31 protein-coding genes and 1 pseudogene are annotated in these 25,567 nt (G+C 71.3%); 29 read left to right on the top strand and 3 right to left on the bottom strand.

Annotated features, from left to right (window positions below; genetic code table 11):
- Positions 1-96: 96 nt before the first annotated feature.
- From ACFWX1_RS31150 to ACFWX1_RS31110, 9 genes are read left to right on the top strand one after another with little or no spacing between them, the layout of a single operon-like run.
- Complete coding sequence (locus tag ACFWX1_RS31150) at positions 97-813, top strand: SAF domain-containing protein (RefSeq protein ID WP_378393332.1); 717 nt, start codon at positions 97-99, stop codon at positions 811-813.
- Entirely contained in the window at positions 813-1,745 is a 933-nt protein-coding gene (locus tag ACFWX1_RS31145; protein ID WP_378393331.1) for a carbon monoxide dehydrogenase maturation protein, read from the top strand. The genes ACFWX1_RS31150 and ACFWX1_RS31145 overlap by 1 nt, the downstream gene beginning before the upstream one ends.
- Positions 1,742-3,121 carry a CpaF family protein gene (locus ACFWX1_RS31140; protein ID WP_378393330.1) on the top strand — a complete coding sequence of 460 codons (1,380 nt, stop codon included), beginning with the start codon at positions 1,742-1,744 and terminating at the stop codon, positions 3,119-3,121. The genes ACFWX1_RS31145 and ACFWX1_RS31140 overlap by 4 nt, the downstream gene beginning before the upstream one ends.
- The gene (locus ACFWX1_RS31135; protein WP_378393329.1) at positions 3,118-4,050 is read left to right on the top strand and encodes a type II secretion system F family protein; all 933 of its coding nucleotides are present in this window, start codon (positions 3,118-3,120) and stop codon (positions 4,048-4,050) included. The genes ACFWX1_RS31140 and ACFWX1_RS31135 overlap by 4 nt, the downstream gene beginning before the upstream one ends.
- Positions 4,047-4,940, top strand: coding sequence for a type II secretion system F family protein (locus tag ACFWX1_RS31130; protein WP_378393328.1), 894 nt, complete (start codon positions 4,047-4,049; stop codon positions 4,938-4,940). The genes ACFWX1_RS31135 and ACFWX1_RS31130 overlap by 4 nt, the downstream gene beginning before the upstream one ends.
- Positions 4,941-5,000: 60 nt before the next feature.
- Positions 5,001-5,195 carry a hypothetical protein gene (locus ACFWX1_RS31125; protein WP_378393327.1) on the top strand — a complete coding sequence of 65 codons (195 nt, stop codon included), beginning with the start codon at positions 5,001-5,003 and terminating at the stop codon, positions 5,193-5,195.
- A 2-nt stretch (positions 5,196-5,197) separates the two neighbouring features.
- The gene (locus ACFWX1_RS31120) at positions 5,198-5,638 is read left to right on the top strand and encodes a TadE/TadG family type IV pilus assembly protein (protein ID WP_378393326.1); all 441 of its coding nucleotides are present in this window, start codon (positions 5,198-5,200) and stop codon (positions 5,636-5,638) included.
- Positions 5,639-5,687: 49 nt separating this feature from the next.
- Complete coding sequence (locus ACFWX1_RS31115; protein WP_378393325.1) at positions 5,688-6,656, top strand: hypothetical protein; 969 nt, start codon at positions 5,688-5,690, stop codon at positions 6,654-6,656.
- Entirely contained in the window at positions 6,653-7,123 is a 471-nt protein-coding gene (locus tag ACFWX1_RS31110) for a TadE/TadG family type IV pilus assembly protein (protein WP_378393324.1), read from the top strand. The genes ACFWX1_RS31115 and ACFWX1_RS31110 overlap by 4 nt, the downstream gene beginning before the upstream one ends.
- 8 nt (positions 7,124-7,131) lie before the next feature.
- Here the strand turns inward: ACFWX1_RS31110 and ACFWX1_RS31105 are convergent, their stop codons facing one another.
- Positions 7,132-7,662 (bottom strand): hypothetical protein, encoded by a 531-nt coding sequence (locus ACFWX1_RS31105; protein ID WP_378393323.1) that lies wholly within the window; start codon positions 7,660-7,662, stop codon positions 7,132-7,134.
- A 54-nt stretch (positions 7,663-7,716) separates the two neighbouring features.
- On the opposite strand from ACFWX1_RS31105, the gene ACFWX1_RS31100 reads away from it, so the two are divergent.
- The 7 genes and pseudogenes from ACFWX1_RS31100 to ACFWX1_RS31070 all read left to right on the top strand — a co-directional run bounded on the left by ACFWX1_RS31100 (position 7,717) and on the right by ACFWX1_RS31070 (position 16,128).
- On the top strand, positions 7,717-8,151 hold the full coding sequence (locus tag ACFWX1_RS31100; RefSeq protein ID WP_378393322.1) for a hypothetical protein: 435 nt from the start codon (positions 7,717-7,719) through the stop codon (positions 8,149-8,151).
- A 33-nt stretch (positions 8,152-8,184) separates the two neighbouring features.
- Positions 8,185-8,610 (top strand): hypothetical protein, encoded by a 426-nt coding sequence (locus tag ACFWX1_RS31095; RefSeq protein WP_378393321.1) that lies wholly within the window; start codon positions 8,185-8,187, stop codon positions 8,608-8,610.
- Entirely contained in the window at positions 8,610-11,624 is a 3,015-nt protein-coding gene (locus tag ACFWX1_RS31090) for a BTAD domain-containing putative transcriptional regulator (RefSeq protein WP_378393320.1), read from the top strand. Before ACFWX1_RS31095 ends, ACFWX1_RS31090 begins: the two co-directional genes overlap by 1 nt.
- Positions 11,625-12,562: 938 nt before the next feature.
- Positions 12,563-12,724: a hypothetical protein gene (locus ACFWX1_RS31085; protein ID WP_378393319.1), complete on the top strand. Its 162-nt coding sequence runs from the start codon at positions 12,563-12,565 to the stop codon at positions 12,722-12,724.
- 43 nt (positions 12,725-12,767) lie between these two features.
- Complete coding sequence (locus ACFWX1_RS31080) at positions 12,768-13,091, top strand: hypothetical protein (protein ID WP_378393318.1); 324 nt, start codon at positions 12,768-12,770, stop codon at positions 13,089-13,091.
- Between the two features lie 63 nt (positions 13,092-13,154).
- A complete protein-coding gene (locus tag ACFWX1_RS31075) occupies positions 13,155-14,315 on the top strand; it encodes an AAA family ATPase (RefSeq protein WP_378393317.1) in 1,161 nt (386 codons plus the stop codon).
- Positions 14,316-14,364: 49 nt separating this feature from the next.
- Positions 14,365-16,128, top strand: a pseudogene (locus tag ACFWX1_RS31070) (VWA domain-containing protein).
- Positions 16,129-16,318: 190 nt separating this feature from the next.
- Here ACFWX1_RS31070 and ACFWX1_RS31065 read toward each other — a convergent pair.
- Entirely contained in the window at positions 16,319-16,444 is a 126-nt protein-coding gene (locus ACFWX1_RS31065) for a hypothetical protein (protein WP_378393316.1), read from the bottom strand.
- 129 nt (positions 16,445-16,573) lie between these two features.
- On the opposite strand from ACFWX1_RS31065, the gene ACFWX1_RS31060 reads away from it, so the two are divergent.
- From ACFWX1_RS31060 to ACFWX1_RS31015, 10 genes are all read left to right on the top strand, one after another.
- Positions 16,574-16,906: a hypothetical protein gene (locus ACFWX1_RS31060; RefSeq protein ID WP_378393315.1), complete on the top strand. Its 333-nt coding sequence runs from the start codon at positions 16,574-16,576 to the stop codon at positions 16,904-16,906.
- Between the two features lie 16 nt (positions 16,907-16,922).
- Positions 16,923-17,162, top strand: a complete 240-nt coding sequence (locus ACFWX1_RS31055; protein ID WP_378393314.1) for a hypothetical protein — start codon at positions 16,923-16,925, stop codon at positions 17,160-17,162.
- Between the two features lie 84 nt (positions 17,163-17,246).
- Positions 17,247-17,942 (top strand): hypothetical protein, encoded by a 696-nt coding sequence (locus ACFWX1_RS31050; RefSeq protein WP_378393313.1) that lies wholly within the window; start codon positions 17,247-17,249, stop codon positions 17,940-17,942.
- 279 nt (positions 17,943-18,221) lie between these two features.
- On the top strand, positions 18,222-18,665 hold the full coding sequence (locus ACFWX1_RS31045) for a hypothetical protein (RefSeq protein ID WP_378393312.1): 444 nt from the start codon (positions 18,222-18,224) through the stop codon (positions 18,663-18,665).
- Positions 18,666-18,700: 35 nt separating this feature from the next.
- Positions 18,701-18,919, top strand: coding sequence for a hypothetical protein (locus tag ACFWX1_RS31040; protein ID WP_378393311.1), 219 nt, complete (start codon positions 18,701-18,703; stop codon positions 18,917-18,919).
- Positions 18,920-18,930: 11 nt separating this feature from the next.
- Positions 18,931-19,419, top strand: coding sequence for a hypothetical protein (locus tag ACFWX1_RS31035; protein WP_378393310.1), 489 nt, complete (start codon positions 18,931-18,933; stop codon positions 19,417-19,419).
- Positions 19,416-20,231, top strand: a complete 816-nt coding sequence (locus ACFWX1_RS31030) for a hypothetical protein (protein WP_378393309.1) — start codon at positions 19,416-19,418, stop codon at positions 20,229-20,231. Before ACFWX1_RS31035 ends, ACFWX1_RS31030 begins: the two co-directional genes overlap by 4 nt.
- Before the next feature lie 38 nt (positions 20,232-20,269).
- The gene (locus tag ACFWX1_RS31025; protein WP_378393308.1) at positions 20,270-20,629 is read left to right on the top strand and encodes a hypothetical protein; all 360 of its coding nucleotides are present in this window, start codon (positions 20,270-20,272) and stop codon (positions 20,627-20,629) included.
- Entirely contained in the window at positions 20,626-20,967 is a 342-nt protein-coding gene (locus tag ACFWX1_RS31020) for a hypothetical protein (RefSeq protein ID WP_378393307.1), read from the top strand. The genes ACFWX1_RS31025 and ACFWX1_RS31020 overlap by 4 nt, the downstream gene beginning before the upstream one ends.
- A complete protein-coding gene (locus ACFWX1_RS31015) occupies positions 20,964-21,809 on the top strand; it encodes a hypothetical protein (RefSeq protein WP_378393306.1) in 846 nt (281 codons plus the stop codon). The genes ACFWX1_RS31020 and ACFWX1_RS31015 overlap by 4 nt, the downstream gene beginning before the upstream one ends.
- A gap of 296 nt (positions 21,810-22,105) precedes the next feature.
- Here ACFWX1_RS31015 and ACFWX1_RS31010 read toward each other — a convergent pair whose 3' ends face one another.
- Positions 22,106-22,522 (bottom strand): hypothetical protein, encoded by a 417-nt coding sequence (locus tag ACFWX1_RS31010; RefSeq protein ID WP_378393305.1) that lies wholly within the window; start codon positions 22,520-22,522, stop codon positions 22,106-22,108.
- On the opposite strand from ACFWX1_RS31010, the gene ACFWX1_RS31005 reads away from it, so the two are divergent.
- The 3 genes from ACFWX1_RS31005 (at position 22,521) to ACFWX1_RS30995 (ending at position 25,392) form a co-directional block, all read left to right on the top strand.
- Complete coding sequence (locus tag ACFWX1_RS31005) at positions 22,521-23,066, top strand: hypothetical protein (protein ID WP_378393304.1); 546 nt, start codon at positions 22,521-22,523, stop codon at positions 23,064-23,066. The genes ACFWX1_RS31010 and ACFWX1_RS31005 overlap by 2 nt on opposite strands.
- Before the next feature lie 500 nt (positions 23,067-23,566).
- Positions 23,567-25,060 carry a PxKF domain-containing protein gene (locus tag ACFWX1_RS31000; RefSeq protein ID WP_378393303.1) on the top strand — a complete coding sequence of 498 codons (1,494 nt, stop codon included), beginning with the start codon at positions 23,567-23,569 and terminating at the stop codon, positions 25,058-25,060.
- Positions 25,061-25,227: 167 nt separating this feature from the next.
- Entirely contained in the window at positions 25,228-25,392 is a 165-nt protein-coding gene (locus ACFWX1_RS30995; protein WP_378393302.1) for a hypothetical protein, read from the top strand.
- Positions 25,393-25,567 lie beyond the last annotated feature (175 nt).

Below are 25,567 nucleotides of genomic sequence, written 5' to 3'. Positions count from 1 at the left end.
CACACCTGAATTCCCTTTTTCCGTTCTATTCCACGCGTTCGCTCTCGTTTCTGAGTGAGTGCGTGGGGCGGCCGAGCTATGCCTGGAGGACTTCTCGTGACCAGCACCGACACTTCCGCACGCGGCCACAACCCGACCGGCGAACCCCGGCCGGTGTCGTGGCTGGACCGTTCTGGCTCTCCCGCGACGTCGGCCCCGCGACGCGGCCGCCGCAAGCGGCTACCGCACTTGGTGGCGGGCGTCCTGCTGGTCGTGCTGTGCGTCGGCGGCGCGGTGTGGTGGACCACGAGTACCCAGGATCGGGAGCCGATGCTGGCGTTGGCGAAGCCGGTCACCCTCGGGCACGTGCTGACGCGGGCGGACCTGCGCAGTATCGACGTGTCCGCCGCACCGGGCGCGGCGTTGGTTCCGGCGGATCAGGCGGCCCGTGTGGTGGGGCGGCCGATGGCGACCAGCCTCGGTCCGGGAACGTTGCTGACCCTGGACGCGGTGGGCGGTGCCGCGATCCCGGCGGCGGGCCGGGCCGTGGTCGCGGTCGGCGTGAAGCCCGGGCAGTTCCCGCCCGAACTCGCCGCCGGAACCCCGGTCACCGTCGTCGTCACCGCCGCCGCGACGGGGCCCGCAAGCACTACGGCGCAAGGACAGGGCCCGGGTACGTCTTGGCGGGCCACGGTCGTCGGCGTGGCCGCCGCGGGCACGGACCAGACGAGCGTGGTGTCGCTGGACCTCGACGCCGGGAGCGCGTCGCAGCTGGCGCAGGTCCCGGCCGGGCAGCTCGCGCTGGTGATGCAACCCGCGGGTGGTGGCCGCTGATGCTCATCGCGCTGTGTTCGGTGAAGGGCTCCCCGGGGGTGACCACCGTGGCCGTGGCCTTGGCCGTGATGTGGCCGCGGGCCGGGAGCACTCGTCGTCTGGTCGCCGAGGTCGACCCGGCCGGCGGTGATCTGGCGATGCGCTTCGGCCTGCCCGCGAGCCCGGGTCTGATCAGCCTCGCCGCCGCCGCGCGCCGCACCCGCGACCCCGCGGTGGTGTGGGAGCACACCCAGGTCCTGCCCGTTGGCGCGCGGGTACTGGTGGCTCCGCCCGGCGGTGCGCACGCCCGCGCCGCACTGTCCACCCTGGCCACCGCCCCGGACGGGCCGCTGCTGCCCGCCGTAGCCCGCGAGGCGAGGGCGGTGGTGCTGGCCGACTGCGGGCGCGTCGATCCCGGGTCCCCGGCCGAGGCGATCGCACGCCGCGCCGACGCCCTGGTCCTGGTGACCGGCACCCAGGGGGACGACCTCGCCCACACCGCGGCGCGCCTGGGCGAGCTGGCCCGCTGGACCCCGCGGCCGGGCCTGCTGCTGACCGGAGCCGGCTACCCGACCGCCGATGTCGAGCGCGAGCTGGGCATCCCGGCGATCGGCCGCATCCCGCACGACCCGGCCGCTGCCGCCACCCTGACCGGGCACCGGCCCCCACCGGCCCGCCTTCGCGGCAGCGGCGGCCTTGCCCACCATGCCGCGGCCCTCGCCCGCACCCTGGCCGGACCTGCTGTCCCGCCCGAAGCGCCGTCGGCGTATGCGCTGCGGAGCGTGCCGGGCGTGCCCGATCAGCAGGTGAGCCATCAGCTGGGCGGCGGCGTCATCACCCCGCCCGGACCGGCGCCTCACCCGTCGCGCCTGGTGCTCGCGCAGCCGCAGGTCAGCGATCCGCGCCGCAACGGCCATCAGCCCAGCACCGCAGGGAAGGAGCCACCCGTATGACCCGCACCGACTACCCGGCAGCGCCGCCTGCCGCGCCCGGCGGCCCGGACGACGCCGAGCACAGGCTGCGCGCCCGACTCCGGCAAGCGCTGACCACGGACCTGCCCGGCCAGGTCGAAGCCGCCACCCGCACCAACGACGAGCCGCTGCCGTTGGCGCGGCGCCGGGAGATCGGCCACGAGGTCCTCGACACTGCGGTCTCCGCGCACAGCGAGGCCGAACTCCTCGCCGGGCGTGCCCTGGTGGATTCCGCGGCCGAGCAGCGAGTCGTCGAGCAGGTCCTCGATGAGGTGTTCGGCCTCGGCGGTCTGCAACCGTTGCTGGCTGACCCGGAGGTGGAGACGATCGCGGTCAACCGCTATGACCGGGTCTTCGTCCAGTACAGCGACGGCCGCCGCGCTCAGGTCGCCCCCGTGGCCGCGTCCAACGAGGAACTCACCGACCTGATCCGCACCCTCGCGGCGCGCGCCTCCTCCGAGGAGCGGCGGTTCGACCGCGGCAGCCCCGCGCTGAATCTCCAGCTGCCCGGCGGCGAACGGCTCTTCGCGGTGCTCGGCCTGACCGCGGGCGGGGTGACGGCGTGCACGATCCGCCGGCACGGCTACCTCACCGCCACCCTCGCGCAGCTGCGCCGCCGCGGCACCCTCGACGTCGGGCTGGAGCGGTTCCTGCGCGCCCTGGTCCGTGCCCGCAAGAACGTGTTGATCACCGGCGGCACCGGCGCCGGGAAAACCACCCTGCTGCGCGGATTGGCCTCGGAAATGGATCGCCTGGAGCGGATCGTGACCGTGGAGGACGCCTTCGAACTCGGCCTCGGGCTCGACCCGCAGCTGCATGCCGATGTCACCGCGCTGCAAGCCCGCGAACCGAATGTGGAGGGCGAGGGCGCGATCGACCAGGCCGAACTCGTCCGCTGGGGACTGCGGATGTCGCCGGACCGCGTGATCGTCGGCGAGATCCGCGGGCCGGAGGTCATCCCGATGTGCCACGCCATGAGCCAAGGCAACGACGGATCCATGGCCACCCTCCACGCCAGTAGCTCGAAGATCGCCTTCACCCGGCTGGCCTCCTACGCCGCACAGGGCCCGGAACATCTGCCGCTGGAAGCCACCGCCCTGCTCGTGGGGAGCGCCGTGCATTTCGTGGTGCACCTCGACCGCGCGACCGACCGGACAACCCGGGTGATCGCCTCGATCCGCGAGGTGGTCGACGCCGAGGCCGGGACGGTGATCTCCAACGAGGTCTACCGCCGCGGCCCGGACCGCCGCGCCGTGCCGGTGGCCGGGGCGCTGCGCGCGGACACCCTCGACGACCTGGTTGCCGCCGGGTTCGACCCGGACCTGCTCAGCCGCCCGGAGGGGTGGTGGACGCCATGAGCCTCGACACCACCACCCTTCTCGCCGCCGTGCTCGGCGTGGGCGCCGCCGTCGGCGTGCTCCTGATCGTGGCCGCCGGGCGCCGGCCCGCAGCCGCGTCGCCGCCCTCGCGGCGCGCCGGGCTGGTTCGCGCCGCGCGCGGCCAGGCAGGCGACCGGCGGGCGCTGGTACGCCTGACAGTCGCCGTCGGCGCGGGCGTGCTGACCGGAGCCGTCACCGGGTGGATCGTCGGCGCGGTGCTGGCCGCCGCCGCGGCGTGGTTCCTGCCCCGCGTGGTCGGCCCGGACCGCGCCCACCAACGGCGGGTCGCGCGGATCGAGGCGATCGCGTCGTGGACAGAGATGCTGCGCGACGTCCTGTCCGCCGCGGCGGGGCTCGAGCAAGCCATCCTCGCCACCGCCGGCCTCGCGCCCGCGGCCATCCGCAGCGAGATCGCCACCCTCGCCGCTCGGCTGGAAAGCGGGCAGCGCCTGGCACCGGCGCTGCGAGCCCTCGCGCGCAAGCTCGACGACCCGACCGCCGACCTCGTCCTCGCCGCCCTAGTGCTCGCGGCCGAGCACCAGGCCCGCCAGCTCGGCGACCTGCTTGGCTCGCTGGCCACCACCGCCCGCGGACAGGCCGCGATGCGGATGCGGGTGGAGACCGGCCGGGCCCGGACCCGGACGTCGGTGCGGGTCATCGTCGCCACCACGCTCGCCTTCGCCGCCGGGGTCGTGGTGTTCAACCGCGCCTACCTCGACGTCTACAACACCGCCACCGGCCAGATCGTCCTGCTGCTCATCGGCGGTCTGTTCGCCGCCGGGTTCGCCTGGCTCGCCCGGATCGCTACCAGCGGACGGCAAACCCGGGTGCTGGCGCTCGACACCCCGGACGGGACCGGCGCGCCGGACGGCGACGAGGCGACGGTCGGCGGAGGTGAGCGCTCATGATCCCCGCACTGCTGTTCGGCGCCGGTGCCGGTGCCGGTTTCTGGCTGCTACTGACCTGGGCCCTGCCCCCGGCCCCGGCGCTGAGCGACCGACTCGCCCAGGTCAGCTCGCGACCACTGGCAACCCCGATCGTGCTCGCGGCCGAGGTCGCCTGGGTGCGCACCTGGGGCCGGGTCTTCGTCCCCGGCCTGCGCGGGCTCGGGCTGCCCGGCACGAAGATCGAGGCCGATCTGCGGGTCACCGGCCGCGGTACCGATACCCATCTGGCGTCGAAAGCGCTGCTCGCGGTGGCCGGGCTGCTGGCGCCGTGGCTGCTGCAAGCGCTGCTGGCCCTGGGCGGGCTGTCGCTGGGGGGCGAGGTGCCGCTGCTGGCCGGGCTCGTGCTCGCCGCCCTCGGCTTCCTGACCCCGGATCTCGACGTCCGCGCCACGGCCACCCGGCTGCGGCGAGAATTCCGCGACGCACTCTCCGCTTTTCTGGACCTGGTGTGGATCACCCTCGCCGGAGGCGCGGGGGTCGAGGCCGCCCTCGGCGACGCTGCGGCCGTCGGGGCCGGGCCGGCGTTCGACAAGATCCGCCGGGCCCTGCACGCCGCCCAGTGGACCCGCACCACCCCGTGGAACAGCCTGCGGCAGCTCGGTGAGGAACTCGACATCACCGAACTGTCCGAACTCGCCGCGTCGATCTCCCTGGCCGGGACCGAAGGCGCCCGCGTGCGCGCCTCGCTGGCCGCGAAAGCCCAGGCGCTGCGGACCCATCAGGTCACCGACGCCGAGTCCGATGCCCAGGCCGCGACCGAACGCATGGCCCTGCCGGTCACGGTGCTGTTCCTCGGTTTCCTGGGATTCATCGCCTACCCCGCGGTAATCCAAGTCCTCAATGGACTCTAGGTCTCCCATTGCTCCTCGCCCCGAGAAGGCGTTGCACCACAAGGAAAGAAGGCACCCACCATGTTGCACCACATCCATCCCCTCTGGGAGCTGACACGGGCGCGCGTCGTCGTGCTGCGCGCTGACCCGGAGCGCGGGGAGATCACCACCACCGTCATCGTCACCGCCCTGATGGCCATCGCCGCGATCGCCATCATCGCGATCATCGTGGCGAAACTGACGCAAAAGGCGAACTCGATCAACCTCGGCGGCTGAGGATGCTCACCACAGCCGCCCGCACTCGCATCCGCGCGCTGGCCGAGCGTGTCCGGCGCGCGCTGCGCGGAGACCGGGGCGAGGTCACCGTCGAACTGATCATCGCGACCCCAGTGTTAATGCTGGCGTTGCTGGCGATCATCCAGTTCGCGGTGTGGTCGCACGCCACCCACGTCGCGCAGGCCGCCGCGTCCCAGGCCCTGGCCGCCGCCCGGACCCAGAACGGCACCACCAGCGCCGGGCAGGCGGCCGGGCAGCGCCTGCTCGACGACCTCGCCGCCGGCCCCCTGCGCGAGCCTCGGCTCGCGGTATCCGGCGGCGCGGCCGCGGTGTCGGTGAGTATCCGTGGCGAGGCCGCCGCGGTCCTGCCCGGCGTGCACCTGCACGTGCACGCCGAAGCCTCCGGCGAGATCGAGCGCTTCGTGCCCGACACGACGCCCTAATTCCTGTGCCGCAGCAGCGATCTCAGCGACGGCCCGAAAGGAAACCCTGATGACACACCATAACCCGCCTGACACGGTGATGCCGGTGCGTGCGGCGTCGTTCCCGGACGGGCCGGATTCGGTGCTGCTCAACCCGGACATCCCGCAGTCGCGGTGGCATGGCGAACGTGTCCGTGCGGGACTGTGTCCGCGGATTGTCCTCACCGGACTGGCCGGGGCCGCCCTGGCGGTGCTCGCGGCGGCGTCCGGCAGCGGGTTCGCGCTCGGTGCCGGAATCCTCGCGGTGGGCGCGAGCCTGTTCGCCGGCTGGCACCGCGCCGCCCGCATGCTCACCGACCACCGCCATGACCCGGGCAGCGCATGCCGACTGGACCGCGCGCGGGGCGAGTTCTTCTTCCGCAGCCGCGATTTCACCGACCTCGGCACCGCCGGCCACACGGTACGGACCCTGATCGCCGGGGTGGACGAGCTCTACCGCAGCCCGGCCAGGGCGTGGATCGACCCGGGCGTACCGCGCGAAGTGCACCGGGTGGTGTGGCAGGCGTTGTGCAGCCTGGACCGCACCCGCGCCGCCCGCGACTTGGCGGACGACCTCGCCGCCGATCCCGATTCCGCGGTCGGCGAGCTGGCCGCCGCGGCACGCGAGGCGGTCACGGTGATCGACGACGCCCTGTACGAGGTCGTCCGGCACGTGCACGGCTGCCTCGTGCTGACCCGCGCCTGGGAGACGAAACTGCGCCACACCGCACTGGCCACCCGCACCCACCACATCCTCGCCACCATGCCCGGCCACGTCGAAGCCCGGCGGCTGTCCGAGACCGCGGAAGCGTTGCCGCAGACCGTGTTCCACTACATCACCGCCGCCCGCGACATCACCGGCACGGGAGCGTTCCCGTGGGAACAGCCGCCCTCGTCGTGGTCGCGGCTTCTCCGCACCCTGCCCCGCGGGCTCAGCCGCAGTGCGGCATCCGGGACGGCGCTGGCGCGGCGAGGCCGGTCAGGGGAGGGGCTGTCGTGACCGCGTGCGCGCCGAAGGCGAGCACTGTCCGGTTGCGGCGGTGGTGGGCCGCCGAGCGCGGCTCGGTGACCGCCGAGGCCGTGCTGGTGACCCCGCTGCTGGTGATGCTGCTGGTCTTCCTGGCCGTGGTGGTGCATCGGGGCGTCGACGCCCGGTTGCGGCTCGACGACGCCGCGCACCAAGCCGCCCGCGCTGCCACCCTGCACCGCAGCACCACGGCCGCCGCCACCGCCGCCCGCGACACCGCCAGCGCGGCCCTGGCCCGGGCCGGGTTGGTCTGCCGGGGCGTCACCACCACGATGTCCGGCTCGCTCGTTCCCGCCGGCGCGGTGACCGTGCGCGTGCGGTGCACCGTCGACTTCGGTCAGGCCCTGCTGCTGGGCGTGCCCGGCGGGAAAACCCTGGACTCGGCCGCCAGCGAAGTCGTCGACACCTACCGGTCCTCGCATCAGGGTGCGGGTGCCTGATGGTCGCCTCAGCGCGCGAGCCAGTGCCCCGGGACGCAGGCGCGGAGCTGGGCACCGGTCAACGTCCGATGCTCGAGCAACCCCGTGGCGACACGGCCGATCTCGGTCCAGTGCCGGTCGATCAGGTCCTGCGCGATGCCCGCCCACAAGTCGGGTCGCCGGGCGGCCAGGCCGTAGGCGCGGCGGGCTTGCGCGATCACGGCGAGGTCGTCGTGCCCGCCATGCAGGTAGGCGTCGAGGCGGACGTCGTCGTCGGTCACGTCGTCCTCGCGGAGTCGTTCGGCCGCGTCGGCGGTGTCGAGGACATAGCGTGCCTGGGCGAGTGGTCCGGCGTGGGCGACGACCGCCAGCGCGGACAGATCGACCCGGCGAGGCCGGACCGCGGTGAACCCGGCCCGTCCGGCGGTGCGGGGCCGCAGCGTGACGTACCGCAACGACCGGCCCTGCAGCAGGTAGACGACCGCGTGTCCGGCCTCGTGCCAGGCGGTCAGGCAGTCCTCGTCCGCCACAGCCGAGTCCTGCGTCGCGGGAGCGGTCACGCGGCCCATTCTGCTCACACCTTCGCCTCCCCGTGCACTGGTGTTCCCGGTGCGGTGGCGCGGCGTCGGCTGCGGTGGTGGCGTGCCGACGAAGGCCGGGTGACCGCCTTCGTGCTCGCGCTGCTGATCGGGCTGCTCGCCCTGACCGGCCTGAGCCTGGACGGCGGACTCGCCCTGGCGAGCAAGGTCCGCTCCGGCGGGCAGGCCGAGTCCGCCGCCCGTGCCGGCGCGCAAGCGCTCGACCTCGCCGCATACCGCGCCAGCGGCGTGGTTCGGCTCGATCCGGTCCGGGCCCAGGCCCTGGCGCAGCGGTACCTGGCCGGCGTCGGCGCCACCGGCACGGTGCGGGTGGCCGGGGACACGGTGACGGTCGAGGTCACCGCCACCTATCGAACCCAGCTGCTGTCGCTGGTCGGGATCGATGCCATCCATACCCACGGGCGGGGCGCCGCCCACCCGCAGCGCGGAGTCAGCGGCATCGAACCCTGACCACCGCTGCACCGTCACGGAAGGAGAAACGGCATGGTCGCCCCGGAAGAAGAGATCCTCCGCCGACTTCAGGAACGAGACTCCGAACGGAGCGCGCGCCGCGCCCACGCGGCCACCACCATGGGCGAGCTGGCCCGCCGGCACGCCGAGCTCGCCGGGCGGCTCACCGACCTCGAACGTGAGCTCGGCGCGGCCCTGACCGCGGCCGGCGAGGTCATCGACGTGCCCGAGCTGGCCCAGATCACCGACGTCCCGGTCGACCACCTCACCCGCTGGCGAGACCAGGCCGCCAAACCCGGCCGCGGCAAGCGCAAGCGCCCGAGCGCGCCGAAGAACGACACTCCCGGCACGGGCACTCAGGCCGCCACCGCGCCGCGTGCCACACGGCCCGCGGCACCGGCGGTACGGGCCCCGGAGTCCGTCGTCGGCGGGGTAGCGGTCGGCGCGGCGAGCAGCTGATGATGCCGTCTCGCCGGGCGGGGATCGCGCGCGTCGCGCGGCTGCTGGGCCGCGTGGCGCGCGGGCTGCTCGCCGCCATCCTGCTCGCCGCGCTCGTGGCCGGCCTTCCCGCGGCGCTGATCTACGGCGTCGGATGGCCCCTGCCCGACCACCTGCCGAACCTGGACGAGATCGAGTCGGTGTTGATGGCGCCGCTGTCGACAACTTTCCTGCTCGACGCGCTCGCCTGCCTGGCCTGGCTGATCTGGCTCGTATTCGTCGCCGACGTCGCGGCCTGCGCGGTCGAGGTCGCCCGAGGTGCCCGGTGGCCGCAACTGCGACGGCAGACCGGCCCGGTGCGGCGCGTCGCGGCCGTGCTCGTCGGCGCCCTGCTGGTCGCCGTCCTGGGCCGCACCGCCACCGCCGCACCCGCCGGGGCCGCGCGGCCCGCCGGCCACGCGCCGGTAGCCGCGACCGCCCCCGCCTGGACGACGCCGGTCGCCAGCGAGCACACCGGCACCCCGCCGTCCCGGTCCCAGCCCGCGGCCGAGCCCGGAACCGAGCGGGTCCGGCCACCGGAGGACGGGGTGCACGACTCGCTGTGGCGGATCGCGCAGCGCTGCCTGGGCGACGGCGACCGCTGGCCGGAGATCTGGGCGCTCAACCAGGGCCGCACCCAACCCGGCGGACGCGTGCTGAGCAACCCGAACCTGATCCACCCCGGCGACACCCTCCGCCTCCCCACCACCAGCCCAGCCCCCACCCCGCCCGCACCGCCTCCGCCACAACCGCCAGGGCCCGCGCTCACAACCCCGGCTCCCACCACCGGGCCAGCACCCCCGGCATCGAGCACGGCGACACCACCGTCCTCGGCGCCCGCCCCGTCCAGCACCCCCTCCGCGGGGCGCCCCGCCGGCACGGGGGCCAACGAGCCCGCCGGGGGCGCGGTGACCTGGGGCGGCGGTGAGGTGTTTGTCAGCCTGGGCCTGGCCGCGGCGGTCAGCGCCCTGCTGGTGCTCGTGCGACGGCGGCGCCACGCGCGCTACCGGCCCGGCAGCGGCCGGCGCGGCGACGACCTGCCCGTCGCGCCCGTGGTGTATCAGCTGCGCCTGGCCCACCTGCGCGCCCAGCACCACGACGAAGACATCGCACTGGAGGCCGAAACCGATGAGCCGGGCGACACCGGGACCGACGCCCCGGCCGTACACGAGGACCAGCCCGAACCCGTTCGCTCCGGAGCGGCATCGCGATCGGGGTGCGCGGAAACCGGGACCGAGGGGCAGGTGCGGCTGCTCGCACCCCGCGTCCGGCGGGTGATCGGCGCCGCCACGCCCACCGGCGCCGGGCCGGCGGAGCTGCCGTCAGTGGTGGATATCGCTCTCGACGCGACCGACCGGGGCGCTGAGGGCGAGCACGCCGACGCCGCGGGTGACGGGACGCAGGTCGCGTTCGACCTGGCTCGCGTGCATGGCCTCGGCCTGGTCGGGCCTGGCGGTTACGCCGCGGCCCGCGCCCTGCTGCTCACCCTCCTCACCGCCACACCCCACGGCGGACCGGCGCCGAGGGTGTTTGTGCCCGCCGCCGATCTGGCCCGGCTGCTCGGCGTGCCGAGGCCTGCCACGGGTATGCCGGAGGCGGTCACCGTCGTGGCCGACCTGGATACCGCCCTGACCGCCCTCGACGCCCCGGAACCCTCCCGGCCCGCCGTCCTGATCGCGACGCCGCCCCACGAGCCGGACCAGCAGGCGTGGTTGCAGCAGCTGCTCGACAACAACGCCCAGCACGGCCTCACCGCGCTGCTGCTGGGCCAATGGCGTCCCGGGGTGACCGCCTACGTCACCGTGGGCGGGATCATCTCCGCGACCGACCCCGGCCTCGGCGAACCCCTGCGCGGAACCCGCGCCTTCACCCTGCCCGAGACCGCCACCCGCGACCTGCTGGCGTTCCTGCGCACCGCGCAGCCGGCCGACGCCGCCAGTGGCGTCAGCGACGCCGCCGAACCTCACGTCGACGCCCCCGCGCCTCGCCACGCGCCGACGCCACCGGAAGAGGTCGCTCCTTCCCAGCCAGAGCGCATCGGAGACCGCCCCGATCGCCTGGAAATCACCTCGGGCCCGCCCATACCGGAACCGGCTCCCGTCGAGGCAGACGGCGAACCCGGCAGCGACTCACGCCCGCTGCCGCCCCTGATAGCGGATACGGCGATAGCAGATACGGCGGTGGTGACGCCCGCACCACTGGTGCTGACGGTGTTCGGCGCCCCGGCTCTGCACTGGCGGCCCGATCCCGCCCGCCCCGAGGACACCCGCGACCTGTCCGGCGAATTGAGCAGCCGCCCGGTCGAACTGCTGGTGTATCTCGCGGTCCATCCCCGAGGGGTATCTCGGGACGGGATCGTCGACGCCCTGTGGCCCGACGCGCCGCCCCGCAACCCGGCTAGCGTGCTGCGCACCATCCTGTCCCGCCTCCGCCGCGCCCTCGGCATCGCCACCGGCCGCGCGGTCGGCGAGCTGGTGGTGGCCGAGCATGGCCAGTACCGGCTCGACCCCGCGGTGGTGGAGGTGGACTACTGGGGCTTCGCCGACGCGGTCACCACCCGCCGCACCGCCACCACGCCCGAGCGGCGGACCGACGCCTACGAGGCGATCGTGACGCACTACGGCGGACCGCTGGCCGAGGGCCTGGAGGCCGAGTGGCTCGTCGCCGCCCGGGAAGCGACCCGCCGCGACGCGCTCGACGCCGTCGCCGCGCTCGCCCGCGCCCGGGTCGCCGACGACCCGGACTACACCCTGGACTTGCTGGAGACCGCGCGCGCGTTCGATCCGCACAACGAACTGCTCTACCGCGACATCATGCGCCTGCAGCACGCCCTCGGCCGGCACGACGCCATCTCCCGCACCATGACCCTCTTGAGGACTCGCCTGGGCGAAGTCGACGCCACGCCCACCGCGGACACCGTCGACCTCGCCCAGCGGTTGCGTGCCCGCGCCACCGGGATACCGGTCGGCGAGTTCTCCCGATCCACGGCGCCATGAATGAGCGCACCGACGGTTCTCGACAACTCCTCGCCGGAACGGACATCGAGGCGTGATTCCCGTGTAATCGAGTCAATTGCGCGGAACAGCGAAATACCTCGATTTCACGCCGCGATCCCGTTCGCGCCGATGCTAGCGTCGACCGTGATAGCGCAATCGTCGAGGCTGAAGAAAAAGAACCCCGTGGACACGACTCGGTATTCCACGCCAACACCGACACCGTTACTCGACGAGTGTTGTGCGCGGCTGCCGCGTACCGCGAATACGGTCAGGCGCCACATGCGTGGCCACGAGGTCCAGTGCGGCGCCTGCGTCTCGGGCGCCGAGCGCTACGTGCTCACGCGGCTACCCGGTGTCACACCCGCGGACCGAGACGACGCGGAGGGTGATGGCCAATCGTGGGGCCACCGACCCGGCCTATCAGCCTCGTCCTCCGGTATCCGGCTAAGGCGGATCCCCCTGTGTCAAGCGTTCTCGCAGCTCATGCCCTCTGTAGGGGGATCCAGCGGTGTCCCAGACTCGCTTGACACCAAGCAGGTAAGCACATCAGGCCCGGCGGCGGTGTCACGCACCTTCGTCGTCGTTCCCCCTGTGCTCACCACTGCACTTCACTCACCTCATCCACTTCTCAATTCTCTTTTTCATTTCTTGAAAAGAATCGTTTCTGTCCGCGGTTTTGCCCGTGGCCGGCGTGCCCGTTTCAGGTCGAATGGAAATGGTCTGACCTGCGCAAACATGTGCGGGAAATGTGCGCCGTTCACGTCGAAAGATAGCCAAAATTCCCCGAAATTGACCCCGGAAAACTATTGCGCGACGCCCGGGGTCGAGTTACGTTTGTTGTGTCACCGGGAAAACCGGAAACCAACACCGAAACGCCACCCGGCCCGAATTATGGCCGAAAACGGCCGAAACGCCACCGTTCACGTTAGGGGACCGCTATGTGCTACGCCGACACCGACACCAACGACGACGGCACCGCCACCGCGTTTTGCTATTGCGGTTGGTGCGATCACTACGCCACCCCCGACGAAGCGGACGCGGCCGCCGCAGCCCACGAACGCGCCAACAACACGCCCGAAATCGTCCCGTGGTGCGCGTGACACATACCCCCCAAGTCGCCGCAACGCACAGAAAGGGCACACCGTGAACCAGCGCCGCAACGACCCGCGCACCGTCCACGTCATCGACCCCACCGCCGACCCCGGGCCACTGCCGGAAATCGTGGTGCGCCAGAACGTCGAGAACGGGTGCACCGTCACGGGTGTGGTGATCGATCCGGCCGACCGCCAACAACTGTTGTACGGCACGGTCACCCGACCCGACGGAAAACTCGCCGGAACCTATTACCCCGCCGACACGGTGCGCGGTGACCACTGGCGAATCGTGACCGCCGACGGCACCCACTACCACGCCGCCGACGAATACCACGCGGTGGAAGCGCTGACCACCACATTCGCCACCGACTGACCGACAAACGCGCCCGCCACTCCACCGACCGCCCCTTCCACTTGTCGCGAAAGGACCGACACGATGACCACGCCAGCCACGACTCCGGTCACGGGTACCGCGCCCGCCGCCCCGGGCCCGGCAGCCCGGCTGCGCAGCGGCGAACTTCGGCGCATGGTGGCCGAACAACTCGCCCACGACCCCACCGCCGCACTCACCCCCGGCACCATCGCGAACCAGCTCGGCGGGAAGTCATCCGGCGCGGTCGGGAACGCACTGGCGACGTTGGAAGCGCGCGGGGAAGCCAAAAAGGTCGGCACCAACCCGGTCACCTACCGCGCGACCGACAAAACCGCCGACGCCGCCAAAACCGCCACCGTCACCCCGCGCACCACCCCCGCCCCCGCTCCGTCGAAACCCGCCACGCCACCCGCCCCGCCCGCGCTGGTGACCGGGCCGGTGCGCCGCCCGAACGGGCAGATGTACCACCCGCGCAAGCTTTCCGGGCTGTCCGATGTGACCGCGCTACGGCGGTTGCGGGAGGCCAACGTGTCCGCGCTCATGTACGGCCCGCCCGGTACCGGGAAAACCTCGGTGGTGGAGGCAGCGTTCGACGACCTCGTGACGATTCAGGGCGACAGTGACACCGTGACCGACGATTTCGTGGGGTCCTACACCCAAACCCCCGACGGCCGTTACGAATTCGCCTACGGCCCGCTGGTGACCGCGATGCGTGAGGGGCGCGCGCTGTTCATCGACGACGCCACGCTCATACCGCCGACCGTGCTCGCCGTTGTCTATCCCGCGATGGACGGACGCCGCCAGATCCTCATCAAGACCCACAAAAACGAGGTGGTCGACGCCGCGCCCGGGTTCTACGTCGTGGCCGGACACAACCCCGGGGTGCACGGCGCGGTGCTCAGCGACGCGTTGTCGTCGCGGTTTTCCGCGCAGATCCACGTGTCCACCGACTATGACCTCGCCACCCAGCTCAAAATCGACCCGAAAGCGGTGCGCGTGGCGCGGAATCTGGCCGCACGGCAGGACAAGGGCGAGATCGGGTGGGCGCCGCAGCTGCGTGAGCTGATCGCGTTCAACCGGATCGCCGACGTACTCGGCACCACCGCCGCCGCCGGAAACCTGGTCGGCATCGCACCCGAGGAGGACCGGGACGTGGTCGCCGAAGCGGTGCGCAACGTGTTCGGCGCCAACGTCGCCCCATTGTCACTAGGGCCCCAGTTCTAGCCCGCCAACCCGCCGCACATCGTGCGACCGTCCGGAAAGGACACACACCATGAGCACCCACGTAGCCGCCCCCGCCGCGACACCGACCGCCGTGTTTCCCGCCGCCCCCGGATGGCTGACCCTGTCGGCCGCGTTCGGCGACGAGGTGCCCGCAATCGCCGACCGTGACGACCTCGTGGTGAGGGTCGCGCCCGGTGCGGGACACGGTGCACCCGCGTGCTTTTTCCCCGATCTGGCCACAATCGAGGTCGATGGGTCCCATATGGACACAGGGGTCGACCCCGCCACCGTCGAACCGCACCGTGTCGGGGACCGCAAGCGCTACCGCACCGCATGGGGGCTGCTGACCCACGAATGCGGACACGCCAAACACTCGGTGTGGCGCGCGCCCGACGACGCGCCCCCGGGCGCGGTCGCGGCGGCGGACCTGCTGGAAGAAACCCGCATGGAAGCGGCACAGGTACGCCGCCGCCCGGGCGACCGGTACTGGCTGCGCGCCAGCGCCACCAACCTCATCCTCGCCGACACCCAAGCCAACGACCCCGCCGCCGCACCGCAAATGACCCCGCAGGACGCCGCCCGTAGCGCCGCGCTGTTGCTGGCACGGGTGGACGGGGGCATCCTCAACCGCCGCGAAGTCGCCCCCGTCGAGCGCGTCGTGCGCGAGGTACTCGGCACCGATACCCTCGCCAAACTCCGCACAATCTGGCGCGCCGCGCACCGCACCGCCGACGACAACGCCAAGCGCATGATCGAACTCGGGCGCCGATGGTGCGAAACCCTCGGCACCGACCCCAACCAGCCCCCCGACACCCCCGACCCCAACGCCACCAACAACGCGAGCGGAAACGGGAAAGGGGCACCGTCGCCACTGGCGAACGCGATCACCAGCGTCGCCGCCGCGATCGGGCGCGCGGTCGCCGCCGAACCCACCCCCACCGATCCCACCACACAAGCGATGGACGCCCGTGCCGCCGACGACAAGGCGCGCCAGCAGGCACAGAACGCCGCGAACACGGTCTTCGGTGGCGCCGGAACCGGATACGACCCGACCGCGCGCCACATCCGGGGCACCCGTGCGCCGAGTACGACCGAACGCACCGCCGCGCGGCACCTCGCCCACGCGCTGACCACCGCCGGAAACCGTGACCGCACGGCCACCAAAACCCGCTCGGCGGTGCCACCGGGGCGGTTGCGGATGCGGGGCGCGATGACCGCCGACGCGCAACGCGCGGCGGGCGCGATGCCCACCGCCGAACCCTTCACCCGCACCACCCGCGCCACCGTGCCCGCCCCGCCGCTGCGGCTCGGCGTCATCTGCGATGTCACCGACTCGATGAAAGCCTTCACCACCCCCGTCGCGTCGGCGGCCTGGATCCTCGCCCACGCCGCCCGCCACACCGCTGTACCCGCCACCACCGCCACCGTGGTCTTCGGCGCGGGCATCGTCACCCCGATCACCCACCCCGGCGCCACCCCCGCGACGGTGACCTAATTCAGCACCCGCGTCGGCGGGCACGTCATCGACGACGCGATCAACGCCCTCGACGGTGCCCTCGCCCTGTCCCGCCCGACCGCCGCCCGCCTGCTGGTGATCATCTCCGACGGCAACTTCGAGAAGGAGAACCGCACCCCCGGCGAGAAGTTGCTCGACCGGTTGCGCGCCAGCGGGTGCGCGGTGTTGTGGCTGGCGCCCGACAAGCCGCGAACCGACCCGATGAACGGCGCCACTGTGCACACCCTGACTGACCCCACCACCACCGCCCGCGCCATCGGGCAGGCAGCCACCGCCGCCCTGCGCGCCACCCACTAACCCCCGACCCCCGGAAACGGAAGGAGCCGAACCGCCATGCCCACCGACACCGACCTCGCCAACGCCCAGACCGCCTACGACACGCTCGCGAACGACACCACCTGGACCCCAGCCAAAGTCCAGGCCGAACTCACCGCCGCGGACCACCTCGCCGGCCCTGTACCGGGACCTCAGCACGACCGCCGCCGGGCTACTGGCCGTCACCGCCCGCCACGGCGCCACCGGCCTTGAACACCACGCCGAAGAACTCGACCGCCTTCTCAGCGAAGACTTCACCGACGACGAACACGACGACACCACCACCTAACAACGACACCCGCCGAAGGAAGAAAAGAAGGCCCCCGCGTCCTGGCCGAAGGCTTCGCCGACGACGGAATGAGCCAACACCAACTACATAACCGACGCACCGACCGACCGCACCTACATCCACTAAGGAGTGTCCACAATGAACGCAACGACACCGACCCCGCCGCGCGTGGTCGACCTCGACGAGAGCGCTACCTGCGACCAGCACCGCTACACCTACACCCGCGTCGTGCGTATCGGCGACCACCGCGTCCGCGTCCACGTTCGCCGTGACAACTACCTCATGCAATCGCACGCCGTCGCCGAGGTTCTCGCCGCCACCATGACCTGGACCCACCTCGCCGCCGCCGACGCCGTCACCTGGTTCGACGCCACCGCCCTGCCCGGGCGGGAACCCGTGCACTGCGCGACCGAACTCGGCCCCATCGCCGACACCCTGATCCAGCGCGCCGCCGCCATCCTCCTCGACTGACCAGAAAGGCAATCTCATGCGGTTCTTCTTCAGCGATGACGCTCCCGACGACGCCAAGAAATACCAGGAATTCTTCAAGGACGTCACCTGGGCCTGCGTCCTGTTTCAGTGTCCGACCCCCGAAGACACCGTCGAGACGGACGAACTTGTGCCCAGCGGGGTGCACTACAAGGTGCGCTGCGCCTCCGGGCACGTCCCCAACGGCATGCCCCCCGCACGGTTCCGCAACACCACCGCCACGCCATGGCGTGACTAGCGGGGAAGCCACAACCCACCGCCACCACGGCCACGAACGCAGACGGCCCGCAACCATCCCGGCTACCGAACAGGAAACCCCGTCATGGCAACGAAAACGACCAGCACGACGCCCGAGATCGCCCAGGACTCCGAACCCGATGCGGCGCCGCCGCGCATCACGAAGTACGACCGGGTCGCCCTCGACGCGATCCACATCGCCGCCGCGCTACCGGGCAGGTGGACTCTCGGCCGTGGCCGCGATGCGGGCGAGGTAGCGGACCTTCTGTGCCTGGACACCGGGATCCGCATCGGTGTGCGCCCGTGGGATCGGCGCGCGTGGGGGTATCACCTGGTACCGGGGGAGATCCCGCGATGGCTCTGGGACGTGTTCCCGTGGCCGGGCGAACACGACCCCGACGCCCATCCCGGCTTCGCCGTCGGCACCCCGGCTGCCGAGGTCGCCACCTACATCCACGACACCCTCATTCCGCGCTACCACCGGGCTCTCGCGCAGGCTGAAACCGCCAAACGCGAGCGCGACGAAACCCGCGCACGCGAGCGGGCCGCCCGCAACCAGATCGCCGCACAGTTGCAACGCGGATTCCCTCCGGCATCCGACCACGACCCACACTGGCCCGAACGCGTCCAGGTCTACTACCTGGGGATCCACGACCTCATGCGCATTCAGCTGACCATGCCGGTCGACCACGCGATCGCCCGCGCGCCCGCCCTCGCCCGCGCCCTCGGGGCATCGGTCGACGACACCACCACACCGCCCCACCCGACGACAACCCCGTGAAGAAGTGCCAACGATGCACGCCACCATCGACCTCGGTGCCGACACCCGCGCCGCACACCGCCTACGCGCTCCACCGGGCCCGCCGTCAGGACCCCGGCTTCGACAACGCCCCGCCCTGTGCGATGGCTTGGCGCGCCAGCATCCGCCGCCATCTGCTGAACGACGTGACCGACGTGTTCGCCGTCGCGCGCGGGGCAGTGACGACCCGACCGACTACTCACGCGTGCCCCGGCACCACCCGCGACCCTGGCCGAACAGTCCGGAAAGGACACAGCAACGATGACCACGTTCACACCCATTCCCCGAAACCTCTACCGTCACGCCGAACCCGACGCGGGCGAGATCCTGCCCGCCCTGACCGGACGGTTCAAGCGACACCGACCGGTCGAGGAATTCACCCCGAACTGGGGTTACGTGCTCACCGGGCGGGCGTCGACCACCGCCGTGGTCGCTGCCCTGTATTGCGGGCAGACCGACGTCCCCGAGCACGGATGGCGAGAGGTGATGCGCCTGTATTGCCCGACCGCGTGGCGGTTGCTGACCGAGGCGGAGGTCTCGTTCGAGCAGTGGAATCTCGGCCGCTGCGAGGCGGTGCTGTGCAGCAGGGTCGCGGCCACCGCCAACACCGAACTCGGCGGCTACGCCGTGTTCGCGGTGATGGACGTACCCGCCGCCGTGGCCGAGGTCATCGGCACCCTCGGCGACATCCCCACCTTCAGCTGACCAACTCGCCGCGCCATGAAAAGGGGCGAAAAGCCATGCACGACAGGAAGAAACGACTCGCGTGGACCGTGCTGGCCGTGCTGCTGCCGGGACCGTGGACCCCGGTGATCGTGCTGACCTACCTCCTCAGCCGCGCCGCCGAACGCAACCAGGACACCGCGCACCACGACGAGATACCGCCGTACCCACCGCCCGATCCCTACGCCTGCGTCCCGGTACCACACGGCCGGAATCCCTACGCACCACAACGATAAGGAGGCAGCTCATGTCGAGCTACACCGACTTCTACATCGGACGTGGCGAGCACGCCGAGTGGATCGGCTCCCTGCATGGGGAGTGCTACCCCGACAACTTTCTCGCCGTCCCGCCCGTGCGGCTGGCCTTGACCACGACCGACGAGAACACCTTCCGCGCGGCGGTCACCGATGCTCTTGTCGTGTGGGAGGACGAACACCTCGGCCAGGGGTACCGCCCCGACCTCGGCTGGCCCTGGCCCTGGTACAGCAGCCACAACAGCAGCTGGATCATCACCTTCGATCCCGAGGCCGTGGCGGTGTTCGTCACCGTGGGCGGCGGGGTCCGCTGGCACCGCATCGATCCACACGGCCCGCGATTCCCTGAGGGCGACGATCCGCTCGGCCCGCCCGACATCTCCGCGTGGTTGCGTGATCCGGCCGCGCCGCCGTCGGTGCCGATGCCGCTGATGCGTGAGAAACCCGCCGCCATGCCCACCCTCGGCGGTGACGTCCGATGAGCCCCTCGACGACGCACGACTTCTACCTCGGGCGCGGCCCAGACGCCGAATGGCTCGGGTCGGTCCACCTCGAGGGCTGCGCGTGCGACGGCCTGAACGAGATCGAGCGGGCCCGGTCGGAGGCCGGGTTTCGCGCCCTCGTCGACTTCTTCCTGGACGTCGCCGAGGTCGACGAGGCCGGCGTGGTCACCCACGCGGGCCGCGCGTGGCCGTGGCCCTGGCCCACCAGCCACGGCACCGACTACGTCCACGCCTTCGACACAGGCGCGGTGTGGACCGCGCTGCGAGGAGACCGCTGGTCGATGCGCGCGGGCGAGTACCTCCCACCCGGACCGGAGGAAAAACCGTTGGTGTTCCCGCACGGGCGCGACACCTGCGGCTACACCGGGATCGACGCCGCCGATACCACCGCCCGCCGCTACGGCTCGCTGCTGGGCGCCACGCACCGCCACGACCTGTACCAGCTCGGCCTGCGGATCCTGGCCGACCTCACCGGGCCGCCGGGATCCGGTATCCCCGAGGCCCTCGCCGAGCTGCGGGCCCAGCTGTCACCGCACCTGCGCTACGCGATCGCCGCCGACGAGTCGGCGGTAGAGCTGGAGTTCGAGGTGTTCGGCTACCGCGACGGAGATCCCGCCGCCGAGGCCACCGCGCACACGCTCGCGATGCTGCCCGCCCTCTATGGATGGACCGACCCCTCAGGCGGCCCGCCCCGCTTCGGTGTGCGCGTGCACATCGCCGACCACCGCCGCCACACCATCCACCCGGTTCTGGCCGACCCCCGCGCCCGCGCGGTGCTCACCGCCTACTGACCCCAAACCCCAAGCCCACAACCACAGGAGAGGACACCATGCCGCCGAACACTGCACCCGCCACGCCGCCCGCCGCAGACGAGGCGGGAACGACAGAGCCACGCAGCGCCGCCGAGCACTGCGCCGCCGCCGAGGCCCTGTTCACCCGCGCCCGCGACATCTACCCGACGCTCACCAGCAACGCCGCCGACCAGAACGAGTACCGGCGCTGCCTCGACTGGGCACGCATGCACCTGCGCCTCGCCGACACCATCACCGCCGGAGCCGAACTGGTCCTCGCACACCGCCAACTCCTCGCAGGCGACGTGCGACTGCACAACACCTACATCAGCTACGAGACCAGCGGGTGGACCGAGTTCCTCGGAGACCGTCACGACAAGACCAGGAGGTCGGCATGACCACCCGCCACACCGGAACCGACGCCACGCCGCCGAAATCGGCCTGCCCGGACTGCCACGTCGGGATCGGCCAGACCCACCTCGAGGGCTGCGACGTGGCCCGCTGCCTCGCCACCGGGCTGCAGCGCCTCGGCCACGCCGCGTCGTGCCGCTGCCCCCAGGACATCTGGACCGGACGCTGGCCCGGGGAGGCCGACTGCGCCGAGTTCGGCTGGATGCTCGGCCCCGGCCTGCCCGACCTCACCCGCCTGCTCACCACGGCCACCTGGGACCCGGTCGCGCACCGCTGGACCCGCCCCAGCAAACCCACCACGACCACCGAAGGAGAAACGCGATGAGCACGCTCACCACCACCGCTTCGCCGGACTCGTCCGCGGGCACCGACCTCGCGGCCGGCGAGTACTGGATCGAACTCGTGCCCGCCGCTCACGCCGAGCCGCACCAGGTCAGCTTCCCGGCCGTCGTCGAACCCCGCCGCCACCATGGGCTGTGGGTGCGGCCCCGGCTGCGCCGCGAGGTCGCCGAAGCGGTGTGCGACTGGCTCAACGTGGTCTACCCGGTCGACCCGGACTGGTACCCACTGGCCCGCTTCGAAGACGACCTCCTCGTGATGTTCACCGGGGACGCGGCCCACCAGCGCCACGAGATCGCCCTCGGCGAGGACGGCCGCTACCCGTTGGGCGAGCTGGGCCGCTGGTTCCTGTCCGGCCCGACCCGCACCCGCGCCCGGTTCGACCGCCAGCTCGACATGCTGCGCGACGCCGAGCGTCACGTCCCGCGCCCCGGTGAAACCGTGGTCACCTGCGATCCCGGCAACCTGCCCGTGAGCGGGTTTCCCGCCCGGATCGACACCAGGCCAGCAGCGGCGTGGATCCCGGTGTTCCGCCCGGAGATCGCCGAGGCCGTGGCAGTGTGGTGCGCGACGAACCACGACACGCTCCCCGACGAACACCCTCAGGTGTACTTCGACGGCGACACCCTGGTCCACGTGCACCAGCACCGGCGCGCCCTCGACGGCTACCTGCCCTGGCGCATCGACCCCGACGCGGACGGTAACTACCGGATCGACGGCGACGACTGGACCTTCCAGGAAGTCTCGGAGAAATCCGAGGGCGAGGTGCACCCGGCCGCGACACCGCCGGAGGACGGGCACCGGACCCGGTCGGGGAGCCCAGCGTGACCGCGCCCCGCTTGGTCGACGAGCGGGTCGCCACCAACGGCGAGCACCACTGATTTCGGCAAGTTGAATTGGCGCCAGTTCGGCATCCCGAAGTGGCCCCGGTGAACGGCTGAGGTTGTCCGGGCGGCATCCTGAAATGGCCCCACACGTCGGGACGTGGCGGCGGACGGCACTTTGACTTGGCCCCATCTTGCGAGCGTGCCCTCAGCGCCCCCATCGCGGTGTGCCTGGGCGGTGATAGTGCGGTCTCGTGGGTATCCCCCGGTCGTCGGGACGGCGGGGGAAACCAGCGACGGCTATGCGTCGTGTCGAGGTCCGACGGCGATGACTTTGTGCTCGGTGGCGCCGGCTGCGGCGTCGGTGACGAGGTCGAGGTTCACCCAGGAGGGTTTGATGAACTTCAGGATCGGCGTGGTGCGGCCGTGTTCGGGCCAGTAGGTGCGGAAGTGCCCGTGCCTCTGGTGCGGGACCGGGCGGCGCCTGCCGCTGCTGGTCTCCGCGGGGGTCTCGGCGGCGACGCGGCGCGCGGTGTGTAATGCCGGACCCAGCCGCCAGCCAACCTTGATCATCCGTGGGGGTTTGCTGGTCTTACGGCCCTTGCCGGTCCGGCGTTTGTTGGTGGGGCGGAGGATGACGGTGTCGGGTTCTTCGCTGCAGAGGTAGAGCAGGACATTGACCGCGGTGCGGATCAGTTCGGCCAGCCAGGTCCGCATGCAGTCGGACAGCATGAGCGCCGGGTTCGGCGGTGAACGCGGTGAGTGTACGGTCGACGGCCTGCTCGACGGTGAACTGTGCTTCCCCGACGGGGACGGTGACGCGGGTCAGGTCGGCGTCGACCCGTTTGCCGTGCTCGTCGTGCGGGGCGGTGACGAACATCAGGCCGAGCCGGTCGCGGTCCTCGTCGTGGCTGGAACACAGCGCGTCGGGCCACATGAGCGGTCACGTGAACCGACGCTGGCGATAACGTGGCACCACGCAGCTCGTCAGCACGCGATCGAGGATTGGATCTACAGGATGAATTGTCGGCGGTTGCCGAATTTGTTACTGATGATCTTCACTTTTCATTCAAGCGGTGCCGTATTGTCATCGGGTCGCAACGCGAAAAGGGGCCGGAGTTCATCGTGGAGCGCGGGCCTGCCGGTCAGGGTGCCGAGGTATCGTGGTGCGGCACGTCGACCCGGTGACGATGCGCGTCCAGTGTCGGCTGGTCGGCCGGGAGCGAGCCTTCCGGCGGGCCGGCAGTCGTCTTTGGCGTGAGTTCTGGCCGCCAGCGGACAGATGCTATTAATGACATAGTTGCGCATTCGCGGCATGGTGCATGAAAAACACTTCATGATCGCTTTTATGTTGTATTTTTACCAGTCATCGTTGCGACGTTCGTGGGACAATTGTGGTGTTCTGGTGTCCCTCACTCGGGTGTTTGCGGAAGCGTTTTCGGTGAGCCATTGACAGCGGTTTTGCCGCAGGGGGAGCGTTGAAGCGGTCGGCCTCCTGGACCCGAGTGCCGATCGGGGAACATCGAGGACCGCCGGACCCCCTTTTGCTGTTGCCAGCAAGGAAACCAGCGGGTCGTCCGGCCGATGTCCCCGAGGTGTCGTGCCACGTAGTGGCAACCATATCCGAAGGGCCCGCTTAAGGCGTGTGCTCTGGAGGAGTTGAAGCGAGCGTCCTGTCGTGTCGAATTGCGGTTCCGGCCATGGGAAGCCGCCGGTGGGGCGTCGAGGAGGAAACCCACGATGATGCACCAGATTCAGGATATGCGAAGAGCCCGCGTGGACGGACACGGGCGGCGGCGCTGGTCGCCGCGGCGGTGGGCGGCGCTGGTGGCCGGTGTCGTGCTGGCCGCCGTGGTGCCGGTGCTGGTGGCGGTGCCCGCGCAGGCGGCGTTCCCCGGCGGCAACGGGAAGATCTACTTCACCCAAGCCAGGGAGATCTATTCGGTCAACCCGGACGGGAGCGGTGTCACCCAGCTCACCAGTACCGGAGGCAAGGCCGCGGACGCACGGGTAAACGCCACGAGCACCAAGGTCGCGTTCCTGGAATCCCCGACCATCGGCAACAACCAGGTGTTCACGATGAACCCGGACGGATCGAACGTCACCCAGATCACCAGCGCCACCAGCGCCTCGACCGGGTCGCTTGCGTGGTCCCCGGACGGCACCAAACTCGTCTACAGTCCCGGCGGGACGCTCACGGTCATCAACGCCGACGGCAGCAACCCCACCTCGCTGGGCGTCCGCGGTGCCAGCCCCGCCTGGTCCCCGGACGGCACCAAGATCGCCTACCAATCGCTCAACGGGACCGTGAACACCATCCACCCGGACGGCACCGGGAACACCGTCCTGGCCGGCACCGCGAGCACGGCCGCGCTCGCACCGAATTGGTCCCCGGACAGCACCAGGATCGTCTTCGGCACGTTCAACGAGAGAGCGGGCCTCCAGCAGATCGTCACGATGAACGCCGACGGCACCAACCAGACCACCATCTCCGGCACCAACGCCAACGACGGTCTCCCGGTGTGGTCCCCGGACGGCACCCGCATCCTGTTCACCGAGAACACCGGACTGTCGCTGATGAACCCGGACGGCTCGGCCCGCACCTCGATCTACGCCAACGCCGCCGCCCTCTCCAACGACTGGGGCATCGCGACCGTTACCGCGCCCACGGTGACCAGCGTGTCCCCGAACAACGGCCCGAAGACCGGCGGCACCACCGTCACGATCACCGGCACCGGCTTCACCGGCGCCACCGCCGTGACCTTCGGCACCACACCGGCCACCTCGTTCACGGTGAACAGCGCCACCTCCATCACCGCCACCGCACCCGCCGCCACTGCGGTCGGACCGGTGGACGTCACCGTCACCACCCCCGCCGGCACCAGCACCACCAACCCGGGCGACGTCTACACCTACACCTACACCTTCACCGGGTTCTTCCCGCCGGTGGACAACCCGCCCGCGGTCAACACCCGCAACGCGGGCAGCACCGTGCCGGTCAAGTTCAGCCTCGCCGGTAACCAGGGCCTGGCCATCTTCCCGACCGGGTCCCCGGCCTCGCAGCAGTACGACTGCACCACCGGTGCGCCGATCGGCAGCCCCCAGGCCACCACCGGAACGTTGAACTACGACCCGGCCAGCGACCGCTACCAGTACAACTGGACCACCGACCCGGCGTGGGCGGGCACCTGCCGCCACCTGCAGGTCACCCTCACCGACGGCACCACCCACACCGCCAACTTCCAATTCCACTAACCCGCCCACGTTGATGCACCCGCACTGATCCGCTCACCAGGACCCCGTGGGATCGGCATGGCCGCCCATTGCCCCAGCGGCCCACCGATCCCGCGCGGGTTCACCCTCACCCTTCCACAAAGACCTGTACTGGCACGGTCACCACCTCCACTCCGGGCGCGAACGACATGAACCTCAACGCCTCGGCGACCCTGACCGACACCACCACCAGCAGCAGCCGGCCGCTGGCCGGGCAGACCGTCACCTTCGCCGTCGGCGACGACACCATCCGCCACGACACCGCCGACAGCCACGGGATGGCTTCCCGCAGCGGGCTGCGCCGTGTGCCGTGATCCTGCTCCGCCCGCCCACACCGCCGCCTACGCGACGACGCCACCCACCAGAGCGCCACCGACACCGCCCCTGATCCAGCTCTGACACCGGCCACAGACCGGCCACCGACCCGGATCTCCGGGTCGTCCGCTCCTCCTCCGAAGTGAAAGGAACCCCGATGACCACCCAGCACAC

It is taken from the genome of Amycolatopsis sp. NPDC059021, from assembly GCF_042739895.1.
GTDB lineage: Bacteria > Actinomycetota > Actinomycetes > Mycobacteriales > Pseudonocardiaceae > Amycolatopsis.
The sequence above is the reverse complement of the archived record's forward strand: the minus strand, read 5'-3'. Positions and strand labels throughout refer to the sequence as shown.